We start from the raw sequence: 16,670 nt of genomic DNA on the forward strand, positions 1-16,670 counted from the left end.
CCTCCGCCGGAGTGATGAGACTCTTTGACAACGGCGCCTGGGAGCTCAGAGCTCGGCAGGTCATCGTCACGATTGGCCGGGATGGGCGAGGTGTTCCGTGGGACCGGCGAAGGACAGAAACAGGGTCCGGGTGGCGAGCAGCCAGATTCCGTCCACCTTGCGGAACGTGTCTTCGTAATGCCCCACTTGAGCCGGAGGCCGGGGCGGCACCATGCCCTCGGAGTAGCCGTCGACTCGGTACGTGGCGAAGTATGTGGTGGCAGCGGCCGTGTCCGGAGAGGTCACGGTGACCAGGATGTTGGTACACATCCGCCGCGACAGCCGGTCCGCGGGCCGACCGTCGAAGTAGTCACGAAGCGCCTCGCGGCCCGCTATGCGGCGATCTCCGGCGGGCCATTCCCAGACCCCGTCCGGGGTGAATAGGTCCGCCACCGAGCTCGGGTCCCCGAGGTCGAGCTGACGGACGAACTCGATGATCAGTCGCTCACATGCCCGCTCGGCAATCAGGCGTTCCATCGGGCCAACATTTTCAACATCCATGATCAACTCCTATCAGACCCGCGCATGGAAGCGAAGGCTTCCCCGAAAAAGGCACTCAGCAGCTACGCCCGCGCCCCCTCGTCCATGTCGTCCACTCCTCGTGCAACGACGCCTTCACGAAACCGAGACTCCGGTCAGAGCCAATTTCAGAGAGCCTCATCAGGAGCCGCCCCCGGCCAGGACGGCGCCGCCATCCTGCGGGACCCCTAGGGACCCGCCGCGAGCCCTCGACGACCTCGCCGCCGCCGAGATGGTCACCCACGGCGACATCATCGACCGCTTTCACGACAACGTGCTCTGCAGCCTGCGAATGCTCCCCGAGCCGCCCGCACCTACTGACTGTGAGGATGTAGATCGCACCGCTCGGAGGTCTGACTCTCCTACTGACTGACGCTCACGCTGTCCTTCTTGTGAACCGTCGGCCGTCCGGGCGGTGCTGTTCCGCACGTGTCCGGTCGGGCGCCTGTGACCTCATAGGAGCCCGGCCAAAGGTCCCATCACAGTCTTGTCCTGACGCCCGACCGGCGCGTGCCCTCCCGCGATTGCGCGTCAGAAGGGCAGTACCGAACAGCATGGCAGATGAGATAGCGGTGGTCGGCGGTGTCGATACCCACACCGACTTCCACCAGGCGGCCGTGATCGACTCCATCGGCCGCCACCTGGCCACCGAGGCGTTCCCCACCACTCCCGACGGCTACCACCGACTGCTGCACTGGCTTCGCTCCCACGCCGATCTTTTGGCCGTCGGCGTCGAGGGGACGGGCGCCTACGGCGCAGAGCTCGCCCGCCACCTGCGGGCAGAGCAGATCACCGTCGTCGACGTGGACCGGCCCGACCGCAGGGCCCGCCGCGCCAACGGCAAGTCCGACCCCGTCGACGCCTACGCCGCGGCGACCGCCGTGCTCTCCGGCCGGGCCGGCGGCACTCCCAAGACCCGCGACGGCGTCGTGGAGGCCATCCGTTCCCTGCGTGTAGTGCGCCGCAGCGCCGTCAAGTCCCGCACCCAGACCATCAACCAGATTCGCACCTTGATCGTCACCGCCCCCAGCGAGGTCCGAGAGAAACTGCGCGGCCTGCCCACCACCGAACTGATCCACACGCTCGCACGCTCCCGCCCCACCGGCCAGACCAGCGACCCGATACACACGGTCCGGGTCGCGCTGCGGCGTCTGGCCCGCCGCCACGAGTACCTCACCGAGGAGATCAACGACGCCAACGCCGAGCTGGGGCCCCTGGTCGCCCAGGCCGCCCCGGAACTGGTCGCCCTCCTCGGAGTCGGGACCGAGACGGCGGGCCAGCTCCTCATCACCGCAGGGGACAACCCCGAACGACTCCGGTCGGAGGCATCGTTCGCGCACCTGTGCGCGGCAGCCCCCGTCCCCGCCTCATCAGGCCGCACCAACCGCCACCGCCTCGACCGGGGCGGAGACCGCGCCGCCAACAACGCCCTCCACATGATCGCCCTCGTCCGCATGCGCTACGACGACCGGACAAAGGACTACGTCGCCCGCCGCACGGCCCAAGGCATGTCCAAGAAGGACATCCTGCGTTGCCTCAAACGCTTCATCGCCCGCGAGGTCTACAAGCACCTCACCAGCCCACACATCACACCGAAATCGCTCCTCCAGACCGCTTGACGATCTATAGGAGCTTCACGGACTCTGCGCCACCACTGTCATAACCCTGCGCATCCCACTGACATCAACCTTGCGCACGACACCCGAAGCGGGTGAACCACCCCACCGCCTCACGGCCAGGAGCCCACGTCTCATGAGACATGCGAACCGCGAAGAACACCTTCACGTCCACGTGGTGCCCCGCCAGGCCGAGGACGGTCTGGCTCTGCCCTGGACCCCGCAGCACGCCGCCCGCGCCGGGGCGCAGAACGGAGCCACTTCGTGACCGGCCCAACCCTCGTCATGGCCCGCGAGCCCGTCCCGGCCCCCGGCCCGTCCGTCTTCTTAGCCAGGCCCACCCCGCACAAGAGCACTCCGGTCCTGGAGACCCGATGCCCTCCGCGTGATGGCGGAGCATGGGACAGGGCACCGGCCGCTGGCTGTCCTGAGCCCCGAATCCCGAGTCCCGGCACGGCGAACGCGTCGACCGCTCCGAGACACGAGAGCACGTGCTCCGGAGCGCGCTGCCGACCACCTCGGCCGACCCGGTGGTCGACGCCCTGGACCAGGTCCGCGCGTTGCAGATCCTCGCTGCCGCCACCGGCACGCTGGAGTTCCCCGGTGAGCGCGCGCAGTTGGTGTGGGTGCCCATCGCCGGGCAACCGGTTCATGGCCGTCCCGCGCAAGATCCGCCGCACGACCTGACCCCTGACCCGACGACCCGCCCGGTCCTCGGCCGCCCCTACGGCTACCGAGGACCGGACAAGGTGCCCGACCACTCGCTTCTCCCCCGCGTCCCGCACGCGGTCGGCCACCGGCGGTCCCCGTACGCGCGGTCGGATCGGCCGGCCCGGCCCGCAGCGCACCGGCCCTCGCTGCCCGCGGCGCCCCGACCGGCTGCCCGGGGCCTGGAACAGGTGATGCGGTGTCCGAGGAAGAAGCGCCATCGCTGCGGGGTGAACGGGGTGCCGCGCAGCGACGCGCTGCTGCCCTCGGTGCAAGTGACCAGGTGAGGGCCTTCTCGTTAGCTTGCCACCCGTACGTGCTTCCGGATTGCCGGCGGATTCTGTGAAATCGGCCGATGAGTTGCGCCACGCGGCATTCAGGAAGCCGCGCCGTCTGACGTTGCTCGCCGGGCATCCGGGCGACGGCGGCCCAGCAGGTCGCTTCCCGCGAGTACCAGGCCGATGACGAGGACCGGGGGGCCGGCATCCTGGCAGTCGGCGAAATCCCCTGCTCCTTTGCTCCTTCAGCGGCTCTGGATCCACCAGGTGACCCAGGCCAGGGAAGCAGCTCCGACGGCCGAGGCCAAACCGCGTACGGCGCTGAACATCGCAGCACGACCGAGCCGCCGAGCGGTGCTGTTCTTGTCCTTCTTCACGGAGAACTCCCAGGGGTGCCCGGCCTGTTGCCGGGGTGCAGGAGCAAGGCTCCGCAGGAGCTGGCCGCCCGTCCGGAAGGGCGGGCGGATTGGGCAAAAGCGTCCTACGCTGCTGGTCGTAGGCCGTGCCCGCAGTGCCCGTGCCGGGCACGGACAGGCCCGGGCAGCAACGAGGAGGTCGTCATCGCCACACGAGACGCCCGCAGGTTGTACGACGAGATGCGCGCGCTGCAGGGTCGGGCCGAGGCCCGCAGAGGCGAAGCCGGTAAGGCGTTCTCGCAGCGCGAGATCGAGAAGGCGCTCAAAAAGCCGCCCTATTCGATCACGTTTCGGGGTAAGGCCCTCAGCGAATGGGTCCCGACAGAAGTGGCGAAGGCCCAGGTTCCTCAGGACGCGGACGTGGTGTTGGCGCTGGTTCGGTTATGGTCCGATTGGGCCGAAGAAGGACAGCCGAACGGGCAGTACTGGCGAAGGCTGGTCGAGCGAGCCCAGCCGGCTCGGGGCGAGCATGCGGCCGCGGATCGGTCCGCGGCCAAGACGGGCGGACGGAGCGGTGAGACGGTCCTCGTGGACGAGGACCGAACCCAGTTGGAGGCGTACCTCGCCGATGTCTGCCGCCAGGCAGAGACTTCCGAACCCTATGTTGCCCAGTCGGTGGTGAGTTGGCACGACGGGCGGCCCGCCGACCCTTCGATGGTCCAGCCGGCGAGCGCCGCCGTCTTCACCAGCGCGCCGCTCGTAGTGGTGCTCGGGGATCCCGGTGGCGGCAAGACCGAGCTTCTACGACGTCACCTGCTCGACGTCTGCCGCCAGTGGGGGAACGGAGTCCGGTCTGCCGCGCTGCCGGTCCTCGTTCACGCCCCGTTACTCAGCGAAGCGCCCCTCGCGGCACCGTTCTTCGCCCACCCGCCTGCGCCCGGCTCTCACTGGTTGGTTCTGCTCGACGGCCTCGACGAGATCACCAACGCACAGGCACGCCGGGAGGTGCTGCGGGATACGGTCCGATGGGCCGCAGAACGGCGAGAGACCCACCGCCTCGTGATCGCCACGCGACACCTGTCCGAGGAGGAGCAGAGTGATCTGAGGGAGGTGGCGCCTGTCTGTTTCGAGCTCTTGCGGTTGGAGGCGGGTGACGTCCGGGAGCTGGCCGCGGCGTGGCTCGGTCCGGATCACGTCGACAGCCTCATGGCTGCGGTCGCCGAGGCACGTCTCGCCGACCTGGTCAAGCTGCCCATGATCGGTGCCATTGTCTGCCAGTTGCACCGGGCCCATCCCGACCGGCCTCTGGGTAGCACCCGCGGGGAGATCTATGACTTCTTCATCAGCCAGCTGATGGCGACGACGCCGCGCACCGATACCCGGCCGGAGCATCACGCGGGCAAGCAAGGCGACACCGGGGCACCGGCCTGGCGCAGCCCCACGGTGGGGGAACGCGTCGTCGCTCTGGGCACGCTGCCGCCCGCGGACCTTCGTACGCTGCTGGAGACGGTAGCCGCCCGCCGGCGGGAAAGCAGCGTGGTCCGGTCCGTCCTGGACGTCCTGCTGGAGCAGGATCTCGCGAAGCCGCCCGGCGGAGTGCCGGTCAAGTGGTGGAGAGAGCAGCTCATCGCATGCTTCCGGCGCAGCGGGGTGCTCCAGCAGCAGGGCGAGGAGCTGGAGTTCGCGCATCGCACGTACGAGGAGTTCCTGGCCGCCTGCGCTTTCGGCGATCCGCGCGAGCGCGGCTTGACGGAGCTGAGGCGTGTCCTCGACGGCCACCGGCACCGCCACTGGCCATGGCGGCCAGCTCCTGGTTACCGCCTTGTAGGCGCCTGGGGCCAGTGGATGTGGGCGTCTGCCTATGGTGAGAACACGTCCTACCTCGGCTTCCTCATCGACCGGCTCGCTGACTCCGCCGCGGCGGATCTCGGCAAGCTGCCGTCATCTGCCGGCATCAGCGGCTGTACGTTCCTCGCCGCCCAGAAGCGGCTCGGCACCTACCTCCCGGCCGAGGTGCAGGCCCGGGCCGTACAGAAGCTCAAGCAGCACATCAAGGTCGGTAGGCGAGGCCGGTTCGGGGCCTCGATCGACATCGACGGGGTGAATCAGCTGGATCCGGGCTCTGTGCCGATGGCCGAGACCCTCGCCGCCCTGGCGATTGACGACTCCCGGGTCGATGCGGCCAGTGCGTTGCTCGCCTTTGCCGAGAGCCGGGCCGAGGGCCTGGGGGCACTGCGGGAGCTGGCCCTCTCGCCGAGGCTGACCAGTGTGCAGGGCCAAATGGCGGCGGCAACGGCAATTGTCCGCGCCGGTGACGAGAGCGGCCTCGACCTGATCGTGGACCTGGCGTCCAATCCAGGGCTGGACCACGACGTCCGGCTCGGCATCGCATGTCAGCTCACCGATCTTCGTCGGCAACGCGGCCTCGACCTCCTCGCCAGCTGGATCGACGCCCGTGCCGAGGGCGAGTTCTGGTTCAAGGCTGCGATTGCCGTGGTCGCGATCGACGAGGCATACGGTGTCGCGCGGTTGAAGGCCATCGCCGACGATCCCGCCTGTCCGGCCCTGACGCGGATCAACGCGGCCTACGTGGTCGCGCTCCACAGCGACCCCCGGGGCGCGGAGGATCTCCTGCGCTTCGCCCGCGACCCCGACCTGGAAGAGCAGCTGCGCGTGGTGGCGGTGCACCTCGGGGCCAAGGTCGGCCATCCGTCGGCAATGGCGGTGCGCGACGAGCTGGCCCAGGACCCGAACCTGACACCTCGGGGCCGGAGGTTGCTGCGTCGGCTGGCCTCAGCCGAGTAGTTCTCGACGCTGCCGCGTATCCATCATCACCCGCATCACCCACCACGCCCGGCGGTGGAGGAGGCAGTACCGCGTACGGCGGTGGCCGGCGCGGTCGCGGCCGTCGAGGCCCTGGTGGTGTTCGGCGCGACATGTTCGCCGCCCGCCGCACCGGTGGCCGACCGGCTCACTGAGGCCGGCTACGCGAAGGCGGAGATCGTCGTCCCGAGGGCAGCGGACGGGCCCGCCTGTGCGTGGACAAGCTCGGCGCGATGGGCCGAGCCGGAGCCGCACCACAAGACCCGCGACCATGTGGACTTCGGTCCGTTCCAGTGCGACCGCCGCCAATCCGATGACGTCTTGCAGGCCCGGAGCACAATGGTCGGCTCCGACGTGAGCGCTACCGGGCGCGGCCTGCTGGGCGAAAGCCAGCCATCACCCATGGGGTGTGGTCGTTGAGATCGCCGGTTACGAGAACGTCGGCCTGTCGGCCTCCATCGACATGATCCAGCAGTTCTCCCGGACCACGAGCAGCCATGACGAACTCCTCGCGCTCTTTCCACCCATCGGTTCGCAGATCGATGCAGTGATCGAGCAAACCCATCGCCGGCATCCGCCGGTATCAGTACGGCTCAGCATCCGACCTGCCGACCTGGAGTCGCTGGCCTGGGGCTGCGACTTCTGTGGTGAACAGATCACGATGAGCCCAGGTGGAGACGCCCTTGTCCTGGACTCGCGGAGCAACGACGGGCCGGGAAGCCACACCATCGTCTCCCACAGGCACTGCCTGGGGCCGAGCGAATCCACCCGGAGAACTCCGGAGAGCGGGCGCGGGCATCGAAGATCGGGAAGATGTGCTGAGGGCCGTAAGGTCCCTGCCTGCCCGACAGTACGGCGCGGCCGGGGCTACACCCTGCGCGTCAGCTCCGCCCCCTGCACCGCCAACTCCTCGCCCGCTGTCGGCCTCTCGACGGCGGCGGGCGGGGCGACCCGGCCCGGACCAGCTCAAGGCCCGTCGCGAGGAGGCGAACAGGGTCAGGCGACGACACCCCTCCTGAAGGCGAGCCCAGGGACCCTACGCAAGTCGCCCTGCCAGGAACGTTGGCCCCGGAAGTACCCACGCGCCTGACGAGTGGCCCTGAGGCGCCGCAGGCCGCCGTCGCGGCCTGGGCTGCGGATGGTTTCGCGGGGCAGCGGTGACGGTAGGTCACATCTCGGGGACATCAAGTATCGGGAGATTTTGGGGGTGGGTATGTCGAGGCGTTCTTGGCGCTGGTTCACGGCGGCCGTGGTGACGGTGGTGGCGTTCGCAGTGCCGACGGTGGTGTGCGGGGTGTGGGTGCTGCCGTCGGTGATACAAGACCCGGGTACGCGCTGGGCGGTCGCCTCCGCTCTCGGCGCGGCGGTGGCCGCCCTCGCCGTCCTGTGGGGCCAGAGCTTCGCCGCCTCCCCCACGACCACCGCCGCGCCGCCGCCACCGGCGACGGTCATCGCCTCCGGCGGCAGGGCGGTCGCAATCGAAGGCGATGTGGAGGGAAACATCACGACGGGCAACCGAGGTGGTCGGGCCGTGCCTCCTGTGGCCGGTCAGACCCCCGCCGTGCCGGGCGGCCCGGTGCCGGTGCCGCCGGGGTCCGTGGTGGCCTCCGGCGACCGGGCCGCCGCCCTCCGCGGCAAAATCAAGGGAGACGTCACCACCGGAGACGAGCCGGGCCGGCCGACGCCGTGAAGTGGCCGCGGGCCACGAATCCCGACCCGGACCCGGCCGCGCGGGCGGCCGGGTCCGGGTCGGGGTCGGGGTCGGGGTCGGGCGACACCGTCGCCTCGGGTGACGGGGCCATCGCGATCAACACCCAGGGAGCGCCGTTCCTCGGCGTCGCCAGTACCGGCGCCAACGCCACGATCGTTCAGGTGCCGCAAGGAGAGCTGCGCCCGCCTGCGGAAGTCGACGCCCCACCAGGGCTGCTGAGCTTGCCCGCCAGGCACACCGCGTTCACCGGGCGCACCCGTGAACTGGGCCTGCTGGACGCAGCACTCGACGACACAGGTGCTGCGGTGGTGCAGGCCCTGCACGGCCTCGGAGGTGTCGGCAAGAGCACCCTCGCCGCGCACTGGGCCCGCACCCGCGCCGGCACGGACAATCCCATCTGGTGGATCGCCGCCGACGGCCCCGCCGGCCTCGACGCGGGCCTTGCGGCGCTGGCCGCCGCCCTGCAGCCCGCCCTCGCCCAACTCCCGGCCCGACAGCTCACCGAACGCGCCGTGCAGTGGCTCGCCACCCATACCGGTTGGCTGCTGATCCTCGACGACGTCGACGACCTCCGCGATATCGCTCCGCTGCTCGCCCGCGCCGGCACCGGCCGGGTTCTGATCACCAGCCGCCGCTCCTCGGGCTGGCACGACACCGCCACCCCGATCCCTCTCGATGTCCTCACCCCGCAGGAGTCCCTCGGCCTCCTCACCCACATCCTCACCCAAGGCGGCACCCGCACCGTCGCCCTCGACGGCGCCACGGAGCTCTGCGGCGAACTCGGGCACCTGCCACTCGCCGTCGAACAGGCCGGCGCCTGCATCGCCGAATCCGGCATCAGCGTCCGGGCCTACCTGCGCCTGCTCGCCGACCATCCCGCCGACATGTACCGCGAAGCAGGCGAGAGCCACGACAGCGAACGCACCATCGCCCGGATCTGGCGCATCACCCTCGACCGCCTCACCGACACCCCCCTCGCCGGACAGATCCTGCGCACCCTCGCCTGGTACGCGCCCACCGGCATCCCCCGCGCTCTCCTCGATCCCCTCGACAACCCCGTCGCCGTCCAACGCGCAACAAGGCGCCTCGCCGCCTACAGCATGATCACCACCACCAGCGGCGACGGCCTGGCCGTCCACCCCCTCGTCCAGGCCGTCGCCCGCACACCCGACCCTCACGACCCCCACCGCCAGGACGACGACATCACCGCCGCCCTGCACCGCGCCACCACCCTCCTGCGCACTGCCTTCCCGGCCCTGGAACCGCCCACCTGGCCGATCTGGCGCTCCCTGCTCCCTCACATCGATGCCCTCACCGACCGCACAGCACCCGACGCCGACACTCTGGACGCCGCCGTGGTGCTCAACGGGGCCGGCGTCTTTCTCAACGGCCAGGGCCAGAGCCGACGTGCCACCGCCTACCTCCAGCGCGCCCTGGATGCCCGGGTGAGGGTTCTGGGCGCCGACCACCACAAGGCACTCGCCTCCCGGAACAACCTCGCCGGGGCCTACGAATCGGCAGGCGACCTGAGCCTCGCCATCCCCCTCTACGAGCAGGCCCTCAACGGTTCGGTGCGGGTACTCGGCGAGGACCACCGCGACACTCTCATCTGCCGCAACAACCTCGCCGCTGCCCTCTACAGGGGTGACCTGGACCGGGCTATCCGGCTGTTCGAGCGGACGCTGAACGATATGGCGCGGGTGCTGGGCGACGACCACATGGACACGCTCGTGTGCCGCAACAACCTCGCCGGCGCCTACGCGTCGGCGGGAGCCCTGGGCCTCGCCATCCCCCTGTACGAGCAGAACCTGAACAAAGCGGTGCGGACACTGGGCGAAGACGATCCGTCGACCGTCGCCTACCGCTACAACCTCGCCTCCACCCACTACGCGGCGAGGAATCTGAGTCCCGCCATCCAGCTGTTCCAGCGGACCCTGAACGACATGGAGCGACTTTGGGGCGAGGACAACCCCAACACGCTCGTCTGCCGCGACATGCTCGCCTCCACCCACTACGCGGCGGACAACCTGGGCCTGGCCATCCGGCTGTTCCAGCGGACCCTCAAGGACCGCGAGCGGCTCTGCGGCGATGACCACCCGGACACGCTTGCCTCCCGCAACAACCTCGCCGCCGCCTATGAATCAGCGGGCGCCCTGGACCTCGCCGACTCCCTGTACGAGCGGACCCTGCGCGACGCGATGCGAACACTGGGCGAAGACCATCCGTTGACGAGAACGGTGACAGCCGGCCTGACCAGTCTTCGCCCGCCTGGGCCCAGTGAGGACTGACCGACCGGGTCCTCCGTGACGACCCGGCCCGACCCGTGTCGACCCCCCAACCCGAATCCACCCGCCGCGCCTGGTCCTTCACCAGCCGCCCTGCCCCTTGAGCGCGCTCGCCCCTCGGGGCGGAGAGACCTGCGGGAACCGTCCGGCTGGAGGCCGGATGCGGACGCATCCCAGGCGGGTCGAGGGGTCAGCTTTCGATGATCTGAGTGCCCCGTTGTTGCTGTCGGGGTGCTAACGCCGTTAGCACCCCGACAGCAACTAACGCAGAAACTAGGCAAAACGCACCTAACGTGTGGTCTGAAACCACCTTGACGGCAGTATGCTGCCGCCTATGTCATCTCCCATCTCGGGAGGTGAGCGGGAGAAGCTCGTCTCCAAGCTGCCCGCTCACCTCCAGCAAGCTCTCAAGGTCCGCGCGGCGCAGCTCCAGACCGACATGCAGGATGCCGTCGCCGGTGGCATCCAGGCCTGGCGGGACTGCACGGAGGAACTGCCCCCCGTCAACACCGCGGGCGCCGACTCGTTCGGCACCTACCTCCCCGAAGGCCTCTACGAGGACTTCAAGGCCGACTGCCGCGAGCGCGGCGTCTCCTACATCCAGGGGCTGGCCCAGTCCGTGGTCCTGTGGCTGGCCGACCACCCCGCCGGGGCCCAGGCGACGACCCGGCGGATCATCGTCTGCAATCAGAAGGGCGGTGTCGGCAAGACCGCCGTCTCGGCCGGCCTCGCCCAGGCACTGGCCGAAGACCCGACTGCCGTCGGCGCCGCAGGCGGTGCGGGGATCGGTGGTCTGCGGGTGCTTCTCGTCGACTACGACCCGCAGGGTCACCTCACCCACCAGCTCGGCCTCACCGCGATTCCCGCCGGCGAGGAAAGCCTCATCACGCACATGCTGCACCGCGAGCAGGCCAAGCAGTCGCTCCTCGACCTGACCATCGCCATAGACGGTGACCGGTTCGGCGGCCGGCTCCGGATCCTGCCCGCCGCGTTCGACGCGTTCCTGCTGGACTCGGGACTCACCGTCTTCCGGGGCCCCCGCCACGCCGCCCTTGAGCGGGCCCTCGCCTCCCTTGAGGAACACTTCGACGTCATCGTCGTGGACTCGCCCCCCAGCCTCGGCCTCGCCATGGACGCAGCCCTCAACTACGGACGCCAGCGCGACGACGAGAAGCCGGGCGCCTCCGGCCTCGTCATCCCCGTCGAGGCCGAGGACACCTCCGCCCAGGCGTACGGGATGCTCATCCAGCAGATCGACTCCCTCTCCCGGGACTTCGACATCGCCATCGAGCAGCTGGGCCTGGTCGTCAACAAGTTCGACAGCCGGCGCGGGTACATCGCGACGTCGTCGCTCGACAAGTGGAAGTCCCTGGGTACTCCCCCGGTCCTCGCCGTGGTGCCCGATGTGAAGGAGCAGCGCGAGGCCGTCCGCAAGCAGCGCCCGCTGCTGGACTACGCGCCCGATTGCGAGCAGTCCCACCAGATGAGGCAGATTGCCCGAGGGGTGAGGATGCCATGAGCAAGGCGGACATGCTGGGGGACTCCCCCACCTTCAACGCGGTCGCCCAGCCCATGAGCAGCCGCGCGGCATCCTTCGCGAGGTTCTCCGGACAGGACGGCCCCGCCGCCGAACAGCCCGCCACCGGCCGGACCGGGACGCTGCGCGTTGCCGTGGACACCCTGGCCCACAACCCCTACAACCCGCGCGAGGAACTCAAGTCCGTCGACGACCTCGCTGACAGCCTCACGGCACGAGGCGTCATCCAGCCTCTTACGGTCGTCACGCGTCAGGCCTTCCTCGCTGCCCACCCCGGCCACGAGGACGGGCTGGGAGAGGCCGCCTACATCGTCGTCGACGGGAACCGTCGCCTAGCGGCATCGAACCTCGCCGGTCTGGATGACGTTCCCGTCCACGTCGACGACTCCCTCGCCCAGGACGCCGACACCCTCCTGGAGACGGCCCTCACCGCGGCCGTTCAGCACGAGAACCTCGACCCCCTGGACGAGGCGAAGGCTCTCCAGCGGCTCGTCCACGTGCACGGGTCGCAGCGGGCTGTCGCCAGGGCTCTGGGCAAGTCCAGTCCGTGGGTCACCCAGCGCCTCGCACTCCTCAAGCTCACCCCGGAGCTCCAGGAAGCGGTGGAGGACCGCAGCCTCCCGGTGGAGATCGCCCGTAACGTCGGCCAGCTCCCCGCACAACAGCAGCAGAGCGCCGCGGAGGAAGCCCTGGCCAAGCGCGCGGCTGCCAAACAGCGGAAGCAGGCAGGCCCCACGGGTGCTAACGCCGTTAGCACCCCGCCTTCTGTCGAACTGCACGAGCAGGCCGCAGCAAGTGCTAACGCCGTTAGCACCCCTGCCCCTGCCCCTGCGCCCGCGCCCGCTCCCGTAGGAGACACCGGCGACAGTTCGCGCTTCGAAGAGGAGCCTGACGACCAGACCACTGCCGCCCCGGCAGCGGATGAGCCCCACCTTGTCGACATCCTCAAGCTCCCCCGCGTGCCATGGCACGACGGCAACGGAGTTGCCGATCTGATCTTCGAGAAGATGGATGAGGCGCAGCGCGAGGTTCTCCTTGAGCGGCTCCTCGCCGCCCATGGCGACGGGTAGCACCCTTTCGAGTTCGCTGTGCGGAGCCCGCTTGGCCATCTGGCCGGGCGGGCTCGCTGCGTTGAAGGGGGTGGGTGCTAACGGCGTTAGCACCCACCCAGGACAGCAGTGGCGCTGTCTTCCTGATGCCGAGCTGCGGACTGGAAGCCTGCGCAGGATCTGGAACTCCTGAGTCGACGGCGCGGTGCAGCCGTCAGTGGGGGAGAGGAGGAGGCGCAGGCCACGGAAGGCGGACCGATCGCGCCGCTCAGCCGGCTTCTGCTTGCAGTGTGCGAGCTCGTTCGGCCGGGTGGTAGTTCGGCCCGACACCTTCGATCAGCAGTAGGTCGCCTTCGATGTGGTCGGTACGCAGGTGCAGGATGGTCCGGTAGGCGGGAGAGTCGTACCAGGCACGGGCTTCGGCCAGGCTGGGGAACTCGATCAGCACCATGCTGCCGGGCCAACTGCCCTCTACGACTTCGGCCGGCGGACCGTGGATGACGAAGCGGCCTGCGAAGGGGTCGAGGGTCGCCTGGATGCGCTCCAGGTACTCGATGACGTCGGAGTGATTCCGGCGGCTGCGGAGATGAGCGAAGCCGTAAGCGGACACCACGGGGCTCCTTCGTTCCGGGGGTGGGTGATGACCGCGAACGTAGCTGAGGGCGGTTGGGCAGTGCGATTACCCCGGAGGTAATGGCCGCGGGGTCGAGGAAGCACTCTGAGGCCGCCGCACGCCCTGCCGGTCTGCCTCTCACCGGATCTGGCGCAGGGAGACGGAACGACGCAACGCCCGGGGTGCTAACGCCGTTAGCACCCCCGCACCGATGGGATTGACGCAATGTCCCCGGGAAACCCCGCTCGGCTCACGTTGCTCCTGTGCCCTCCTCTGAACCGTCTTCCGGGTGGTTGCCCAGGGGGCGTTGCCGCTCAAGGCTGCTGACAATGCGCCCCGTGGGGAAGGACAACCGGCCTACCGGAACAACCCAGGGGCTCCAGGCGGACAAGGGCTCGGGCAGGTGCAGGCCCTTCTCCGCCGCGGCTTGCTCCGCTGCGGCAAGGCCTTCCAGCAGGGCTTGCCACTGCTGGGCCTGGACGGGCGTCATGCTCGGATCCGCCACACTCCACCAGCGCCCGCCCTTCCTACGCCGAGGGGTGAGCGAAGCCCGGAATCCCGTCCAGGTCTCGCCAGGCTGGGCGGCAGCCGTGTGGTGAAGATGGAGGAAGAAGGCAGGGCCAAGGGAGGGATAGGCGACGAGTGCGGCGAGGAGAACCATGGCTGCCCGGTAGGGCCGGTAGCGCACCTCACGGGAGGCGTTGGCACCGGGATCCACGATCACGGCCCGCTGTTCATCGAGATCGGCTTCACGGTGGTCCCGACGGATCGCGGTGAGCAGACCGTAGCTGTTGGCCAGCCGCTTGACCGCGCGGGGAGTGGCCACCAGGAGCGGCGGACCGAGCAGGTTCAGCAAGGCGATCTCGTCGGGCTCCAGCGTGAGCGGGTCAACCCGCTCGATCACACGCGCAGCCGGCAGGTCGACCCCGTGGATGTTGTCCTCGACCGCGGAACCCTCGTCACTCGCACGGACCACGAACGCGGTTCCTGTCCGCAAGGCTTCGCCCTCAACCGGGGGAGGCGAAGGACTGCCCACGGACGACGTGTCGGATGCATCCTCGTGGTGAGAGGCCGCGGGCTGGGGGTCGACCGCCGGCTCGGGCAGGTCATCGCGTACGCCGACCAAGGTGTGCAGCATCCGCTGGTACCCGCTGGTGTCCAGCGGCGGCAGTGTGAGCACCACCTGGAAGATCTTCTCCAGGTACTGCGCAGGAGTGGAGTGCCAGAGTTCCTCGTCGTCGGGGTCCACCGAGCCTTCTTCTCCGCCTTCGGTGGCACTGGAATCCTCGTCCTGGTCGAGGAGGTCCCGGTAGTGGGCGCTGACGGCCCGCAACAGCCAGCGGGGGTCCACAGCGACCACTACGACGAACAAGTCGACGGCGAGCAGCAGATGGACGGCCTCCAGCATCTCCACCACACGCTGGGGCGGGCATCGGTCCAGGTCGTCGATGTAGAGAATGATGCGATCGATGCGCGGCAGCTCGTCCCCGGCTTCGTCAATACGTGGCCCGGGCGTGCCGGGGGAGTCGTCCGCAACGTGGGCCAGCAGCTCCGCCATGCGCTGGAAGTCTTCTCGGATCCGGGTCATCACCCCCAGTTGACTGCGGTAGTCGCCGGCGGCAGCCCGGTCGGCGACGAGCCCGGCGAGCTGACCGGCCGCGGTGACGTTCTGCACCTGCCTGGTGAGCTCGGCGACCTCGGCATCGGCTACGTCGGCTGCGGTCTCCAATCGGCGACGCTGCTGCTCACCGAACTGCACCGCCTTCTGCCATGCAGCGCTCGCACGGGCCCTGGACGCGCGAGCGAAGCGGAACGCCGTGCGCACGGCCACCGCCAGACAGGCGATGCCCGGCAGGGTCGCTGCCCAACCCCACAGCGCTGGAAGGCCCCAGGCCATCGCGATCGTGGCGCCGGCCAGGACGACCAGGACGGCGATGACCGCGGCGGCAACTCGCGGAGCCGTCCGGACAAGATGCCACGAAGCCCGGCCAGTCCCCCGCAGCGCGGCCACGGTCCGTGCTGCCTCCGCGTAGACCTTTTCCGGCCCTTCACCTGCGAGCAGCCGCACTTCTGCCCGATGCTCCTCGGGAAGGCGGTCCCACAGGCTCTCCGGTTCTTCGAGCACTTTGTGAAGCTCGTCGCGACGCGCCTGTGCGGCGTGCAGCCTTTCCCGCAGGCGGCGCTCACCGACCAACTCGGCCGTGAGACGGGACTGCCTGCGCTGCTCCTCGTCGACGTCGCCGCCGAGCGGCGCGGCCAGCTGGGCGAACAGCTCGGCTACCAGGCTGACCCACAGACCGGTTTCCGCGTAGTGCCAGGCATTGAACCTGACCTGCCGCACCGCGCTGTGTGCGAGCGGATTGTCAGGCTGGGCCGTCGCATCCACCTGCTCCTGCAGCAGTCCCAGAAAGTGGCTCTTGCCCTGCCCCCAGTCCCCGAACAGTCCCACCGCAAGTGGTGGCGTCGCTGTGCGTGCGGTGATCAGTTCTGCGACCGCCGCTGCCTCCCCGGCCCTGGCGAGCTCGTCGGTGGAAGCGGTGACGTCCGAACGGTAGGTGGGCAGTCGCGGAACGGGCCGGTGCTCCACCACCTCCCACAGCAGAACGCCCCCGTCGTCATCGCCGGTGGCCAATGTCGGCCGGCCGTCGGCATTCCCCCACGCTCCCCACACCAGACTGCCGGAATGACCGCGCAGGGGTTCTCCCAACGCCGTGCCTTCCACGGGGTCCCACAGCCGCACCTCACCCTCTCGGTCCCCCGTCGCCAGTACCGGCCGGCCTCCGACGCTGCTCCATGCCCCCCACACCAGGCCACCGCGGTGGCCGGTCAAAGGCTGCCCTCGTAGGGTGCCGGTCGCTGGATCCCACAACCGCACAGTCCCGTCGAAGCCGCCGGTGGCCAACACCGGCTCACCGGCCACCTCACCCCAGGCGCCCCACTCCACGCTGTGCTCATGACCGCTCAAGACCTCGCCCAGCGCAGTGCCCTGTGCGGGGTCCCACAGCCGTACCTCCCCGTCGCGGTCGCCCGTGGCGAGTACCGGACGGCCGTCGACACGGCCCCACGCACCCCATTCCACGGGCGAGGAATGGCCGGTCAAGAGGACTGCTGACGCAGCGACCTCCGCGAGATCCCA

General features: G+C 69.5%; 13 protein-coding genes. 9 read left to right on the forward strand and 4 right to left on the reverse strand.

What is annotated here, in order from left to right; translation table 11 throughout:
- Positions 1-66 precede the first annotated feature (66 nt).
- Positions 67-540 (reverse strand): nuclear transport factor 2 family protein, encoded by a 474-nt coding sequence (locus ACFY0D_RS26275; protein ID WP_390800512.1) that lies wholly within the window; start codon positions 538-540, stop codon positions 67-69.
- Between the two features lie 572 nt (positions 541-1,112).
- On the opposite strand from ACFY0D_RS26275, the gene ACFY0D_RS26280 reads away from it, so the two are divergent.
- The 3 genes from ACFY0D_RS26280 (at position 1,113) to ACFY0D_RS26290 (ending at position 3,169) form a co-directional block, all read left to right on the forward strand.
- Positions 1,113-2,177, forward strand: a complete 1,065-nt coding sequence (locus ACFY0D_RS26280; protein WP_390800513.1) for an IS110 family transposase — start codon at positions 1,113-1,115, stop codon at positions 2,175-2,177.
- A gap of 133 nt (positions 2,178-2,310) precedes the next feature.
- Positions 2,311-2,442 (forward strand): hypothetical protein, encoded by a 132-nt coding sequence (locus ACFY0D_RS26285; RefSeq protein ID WP_390800514.1) that lies wholly within the window; start codon positions 2,311-2,313, stop codon positions 2,440-2,442.
- Positions 2,443-2,665: 223 nt separating this feature from the next.
- Positions 2,666-3,169: a hypothetical protein gene (locus tag ACFY0D_RS26290; RefSeq protein ID WP_390800515.1), complete on the forward strand. Its 504-nt coding sequence runs from the start codon at positions 2,666-2,668 to the stop codon at positions 3,167-3,169.
- Positions 3,170-3,405: 236 nt separating this feature from the next.
- On the opposite strand, the gene ACFY0D_RS26295 is transcribed toward ACFY0D_RS26290, so the two are convergent.
- On the reverse strand, positions 3,406-3,537 hold the full coding sequence (locus ACFY0D_RS26295; RefSeq protein WP_390800516.1) for a hypothetical protein: 132 nt from the start codon (positions 3,535-3,537) through the stop codon (positions 3,406-3,408).
- A gap of 207 nt (positions 3,538-3,744) precedes the next feature.
- On the opposite strand from ACFY0D_RS26295, the gene ACFY0D_RS26300 reads away from it, so the two are divergent.
- The 6 genes from ACFY0D_RS26300 (at position 3,745) to ACFY0D_RS26325 (ending at position 12,942) form a co-directional block, all read left to right on the forward strand.
- The gene (locus ACFY0D_RS26300; protein WP_390800517.1) at positions 3,745-6,321 is read left to right on the forward strand and encodes an NACHT domain-containing protein; all 2,577 of its coding nucleotides are present in this window, start codon (positions 3,745-3,747) and stop codon (positions 6,319-6,321) included.
- 81 nt (positions 6,322-6,402) lie between these two features.
- A complete protein-coding gene (locus ACFY0D_RS26305; protein ID WP_390800518.1) occupies positions 6,403-6,759 on the forward strand; it encodes a hypothetical protein in 357 nt (118 codons plus the stop codon).
- Between the two features lie 793 nt (positions 6,760-7,552).
- Positions 7,553-8,029, forward strand: a complete 477-nt coding sequence (locus ACFY0D_RS26310) for a hypothetical protein (protein WP_390800519.1) — start codon at positions 7,553-7,555, stop codon at positions 8,027-8,029.
- Positions 8,026-10,338, forward strand: a complete 2,313-nt coding sequence (locus tag ACFY0D_RS26315) for a tetratricopeptide repeat protein (protein ID WP_390800520.1) — start codon at positions 8,026-8,028, stop codon at positions 10,336-10,338. Before ACFY0D_RS26310 ends, ACFY0D_RS26315 begins: the two co-directional genes overlap by 4 nt.
- A 331-nt stretch (positions 10,339-10,669) precedes the next feature.
- The gene (locus ACFY0D_RS26320) at positions 10,670-11,854 is read left to right on the forward strand and encodes a ParA family protein (RefSeq protein ID WP_390800521.1); all 1,185 of its coding nucleotides are present in this window, start codon (positions 10,670-10,672) and stop codon (positions 11,852-11,854) included.
- Positions 11,851-12,942: a ParB/RepB/Spo0J family partition protein gene (locus ACFY0D_RS26325; RefSeq protein ID WP_390800522.1), complete on the forward strand. Its 1,092-nt coding sequence runs from the start codon at positions 11,851-11,853 to the stop codon at positions 12,940-12,942. Before ACFY0D_RS26320 ends, ACFY0D_RS26325 begins: the two co-directional genes overlap by 4 nt.
- A 247-nt stretch (positions 12,943-13,189) precedes the next feature.
- On the opposite strand, the gene ACFY0D_RS26330 is transcribed toward ACFY0D_RS26325, so the two are convergent.
- Positions 13,190-13,531 (reverse strand): DUF1330 domain-containing protein, encoded by a 342-nt coding sequence (locus ACFY0D_RS26330; protein ID WP_390800523.1) that lies wholly within the window; start codon positions 13,529-13,531, stop codon positions 13,190-13,192.
- A gap of 253 nt (positions 13,532-13,784) precedes the next feature.
- Positions 13,785-16,634 carry a P-loop NTPase fold protein gene (locus tag ACFY0D_RS26335; protein WP_390800524.1) on the reverse strand — a complete coding sequence of 950 codons (2,850 nt, stop codon included), beginning with the start codon at positions 16,632-16,634 and terminating at the stop codon, positions 13,785-13,787.
- Positions 16,635-16,670 lie beyond the last annotated feature (36 nt).

This window comes from Streptomyces sp. NPDC001502 (genome assembly GCF_042894785.1).
Lineage (GTDB): Bacteria > Actinomycetota > Actinomycetes > Streptomycetales > Streptomycetaceae > Streptomyces > Streptomyces kutzneri.

Coding starts and splice junctions, on each gene's coding strand:
- ACFY0D_RS26275 (WP_390800512.1), bottom strand. CDS start 540: ATGGATGTTGAAAATGTTGGCCCGATGGAACGCCTGATTGCCGAGCGG.
- ACFY0D_RS26280 (WP_390800513.1), top strand. CDS start 1,113: ATGGCAGATGAGATAGCGGTGGTCGGCGGTGTCGATACCCACACCGAC.
- ACFY0D_RS26285 (WP_390800514.1), top strand. CDS start 2,311: ATGAGACATGCGAACCGCGAAGAACACCTTCACGTCCACGTGGTGCCC.
- ACFY0D_RS26310 (WP_390800519.1), top strand. CDS start 7,553: ATGTCGAGGCGTTCTTGGCGCTGGTTCACGGCGGCCGTGGTGACGGTG.
- ACFY0D_RS26320 (WP_390800521.1), top strand. CDS start 10,670: ATGTCATCTCCCATCTCGGGAGGTGAGCGGGAGAAGCTCGTCTCCAAG.
- ACFY0D_RS26325 (WP_390800522.1), top strand. CDS start 11,851: ATGAGCAAGGCGGACATGCTGGGGGACTCCCCCACCTTCAACGCGGTC.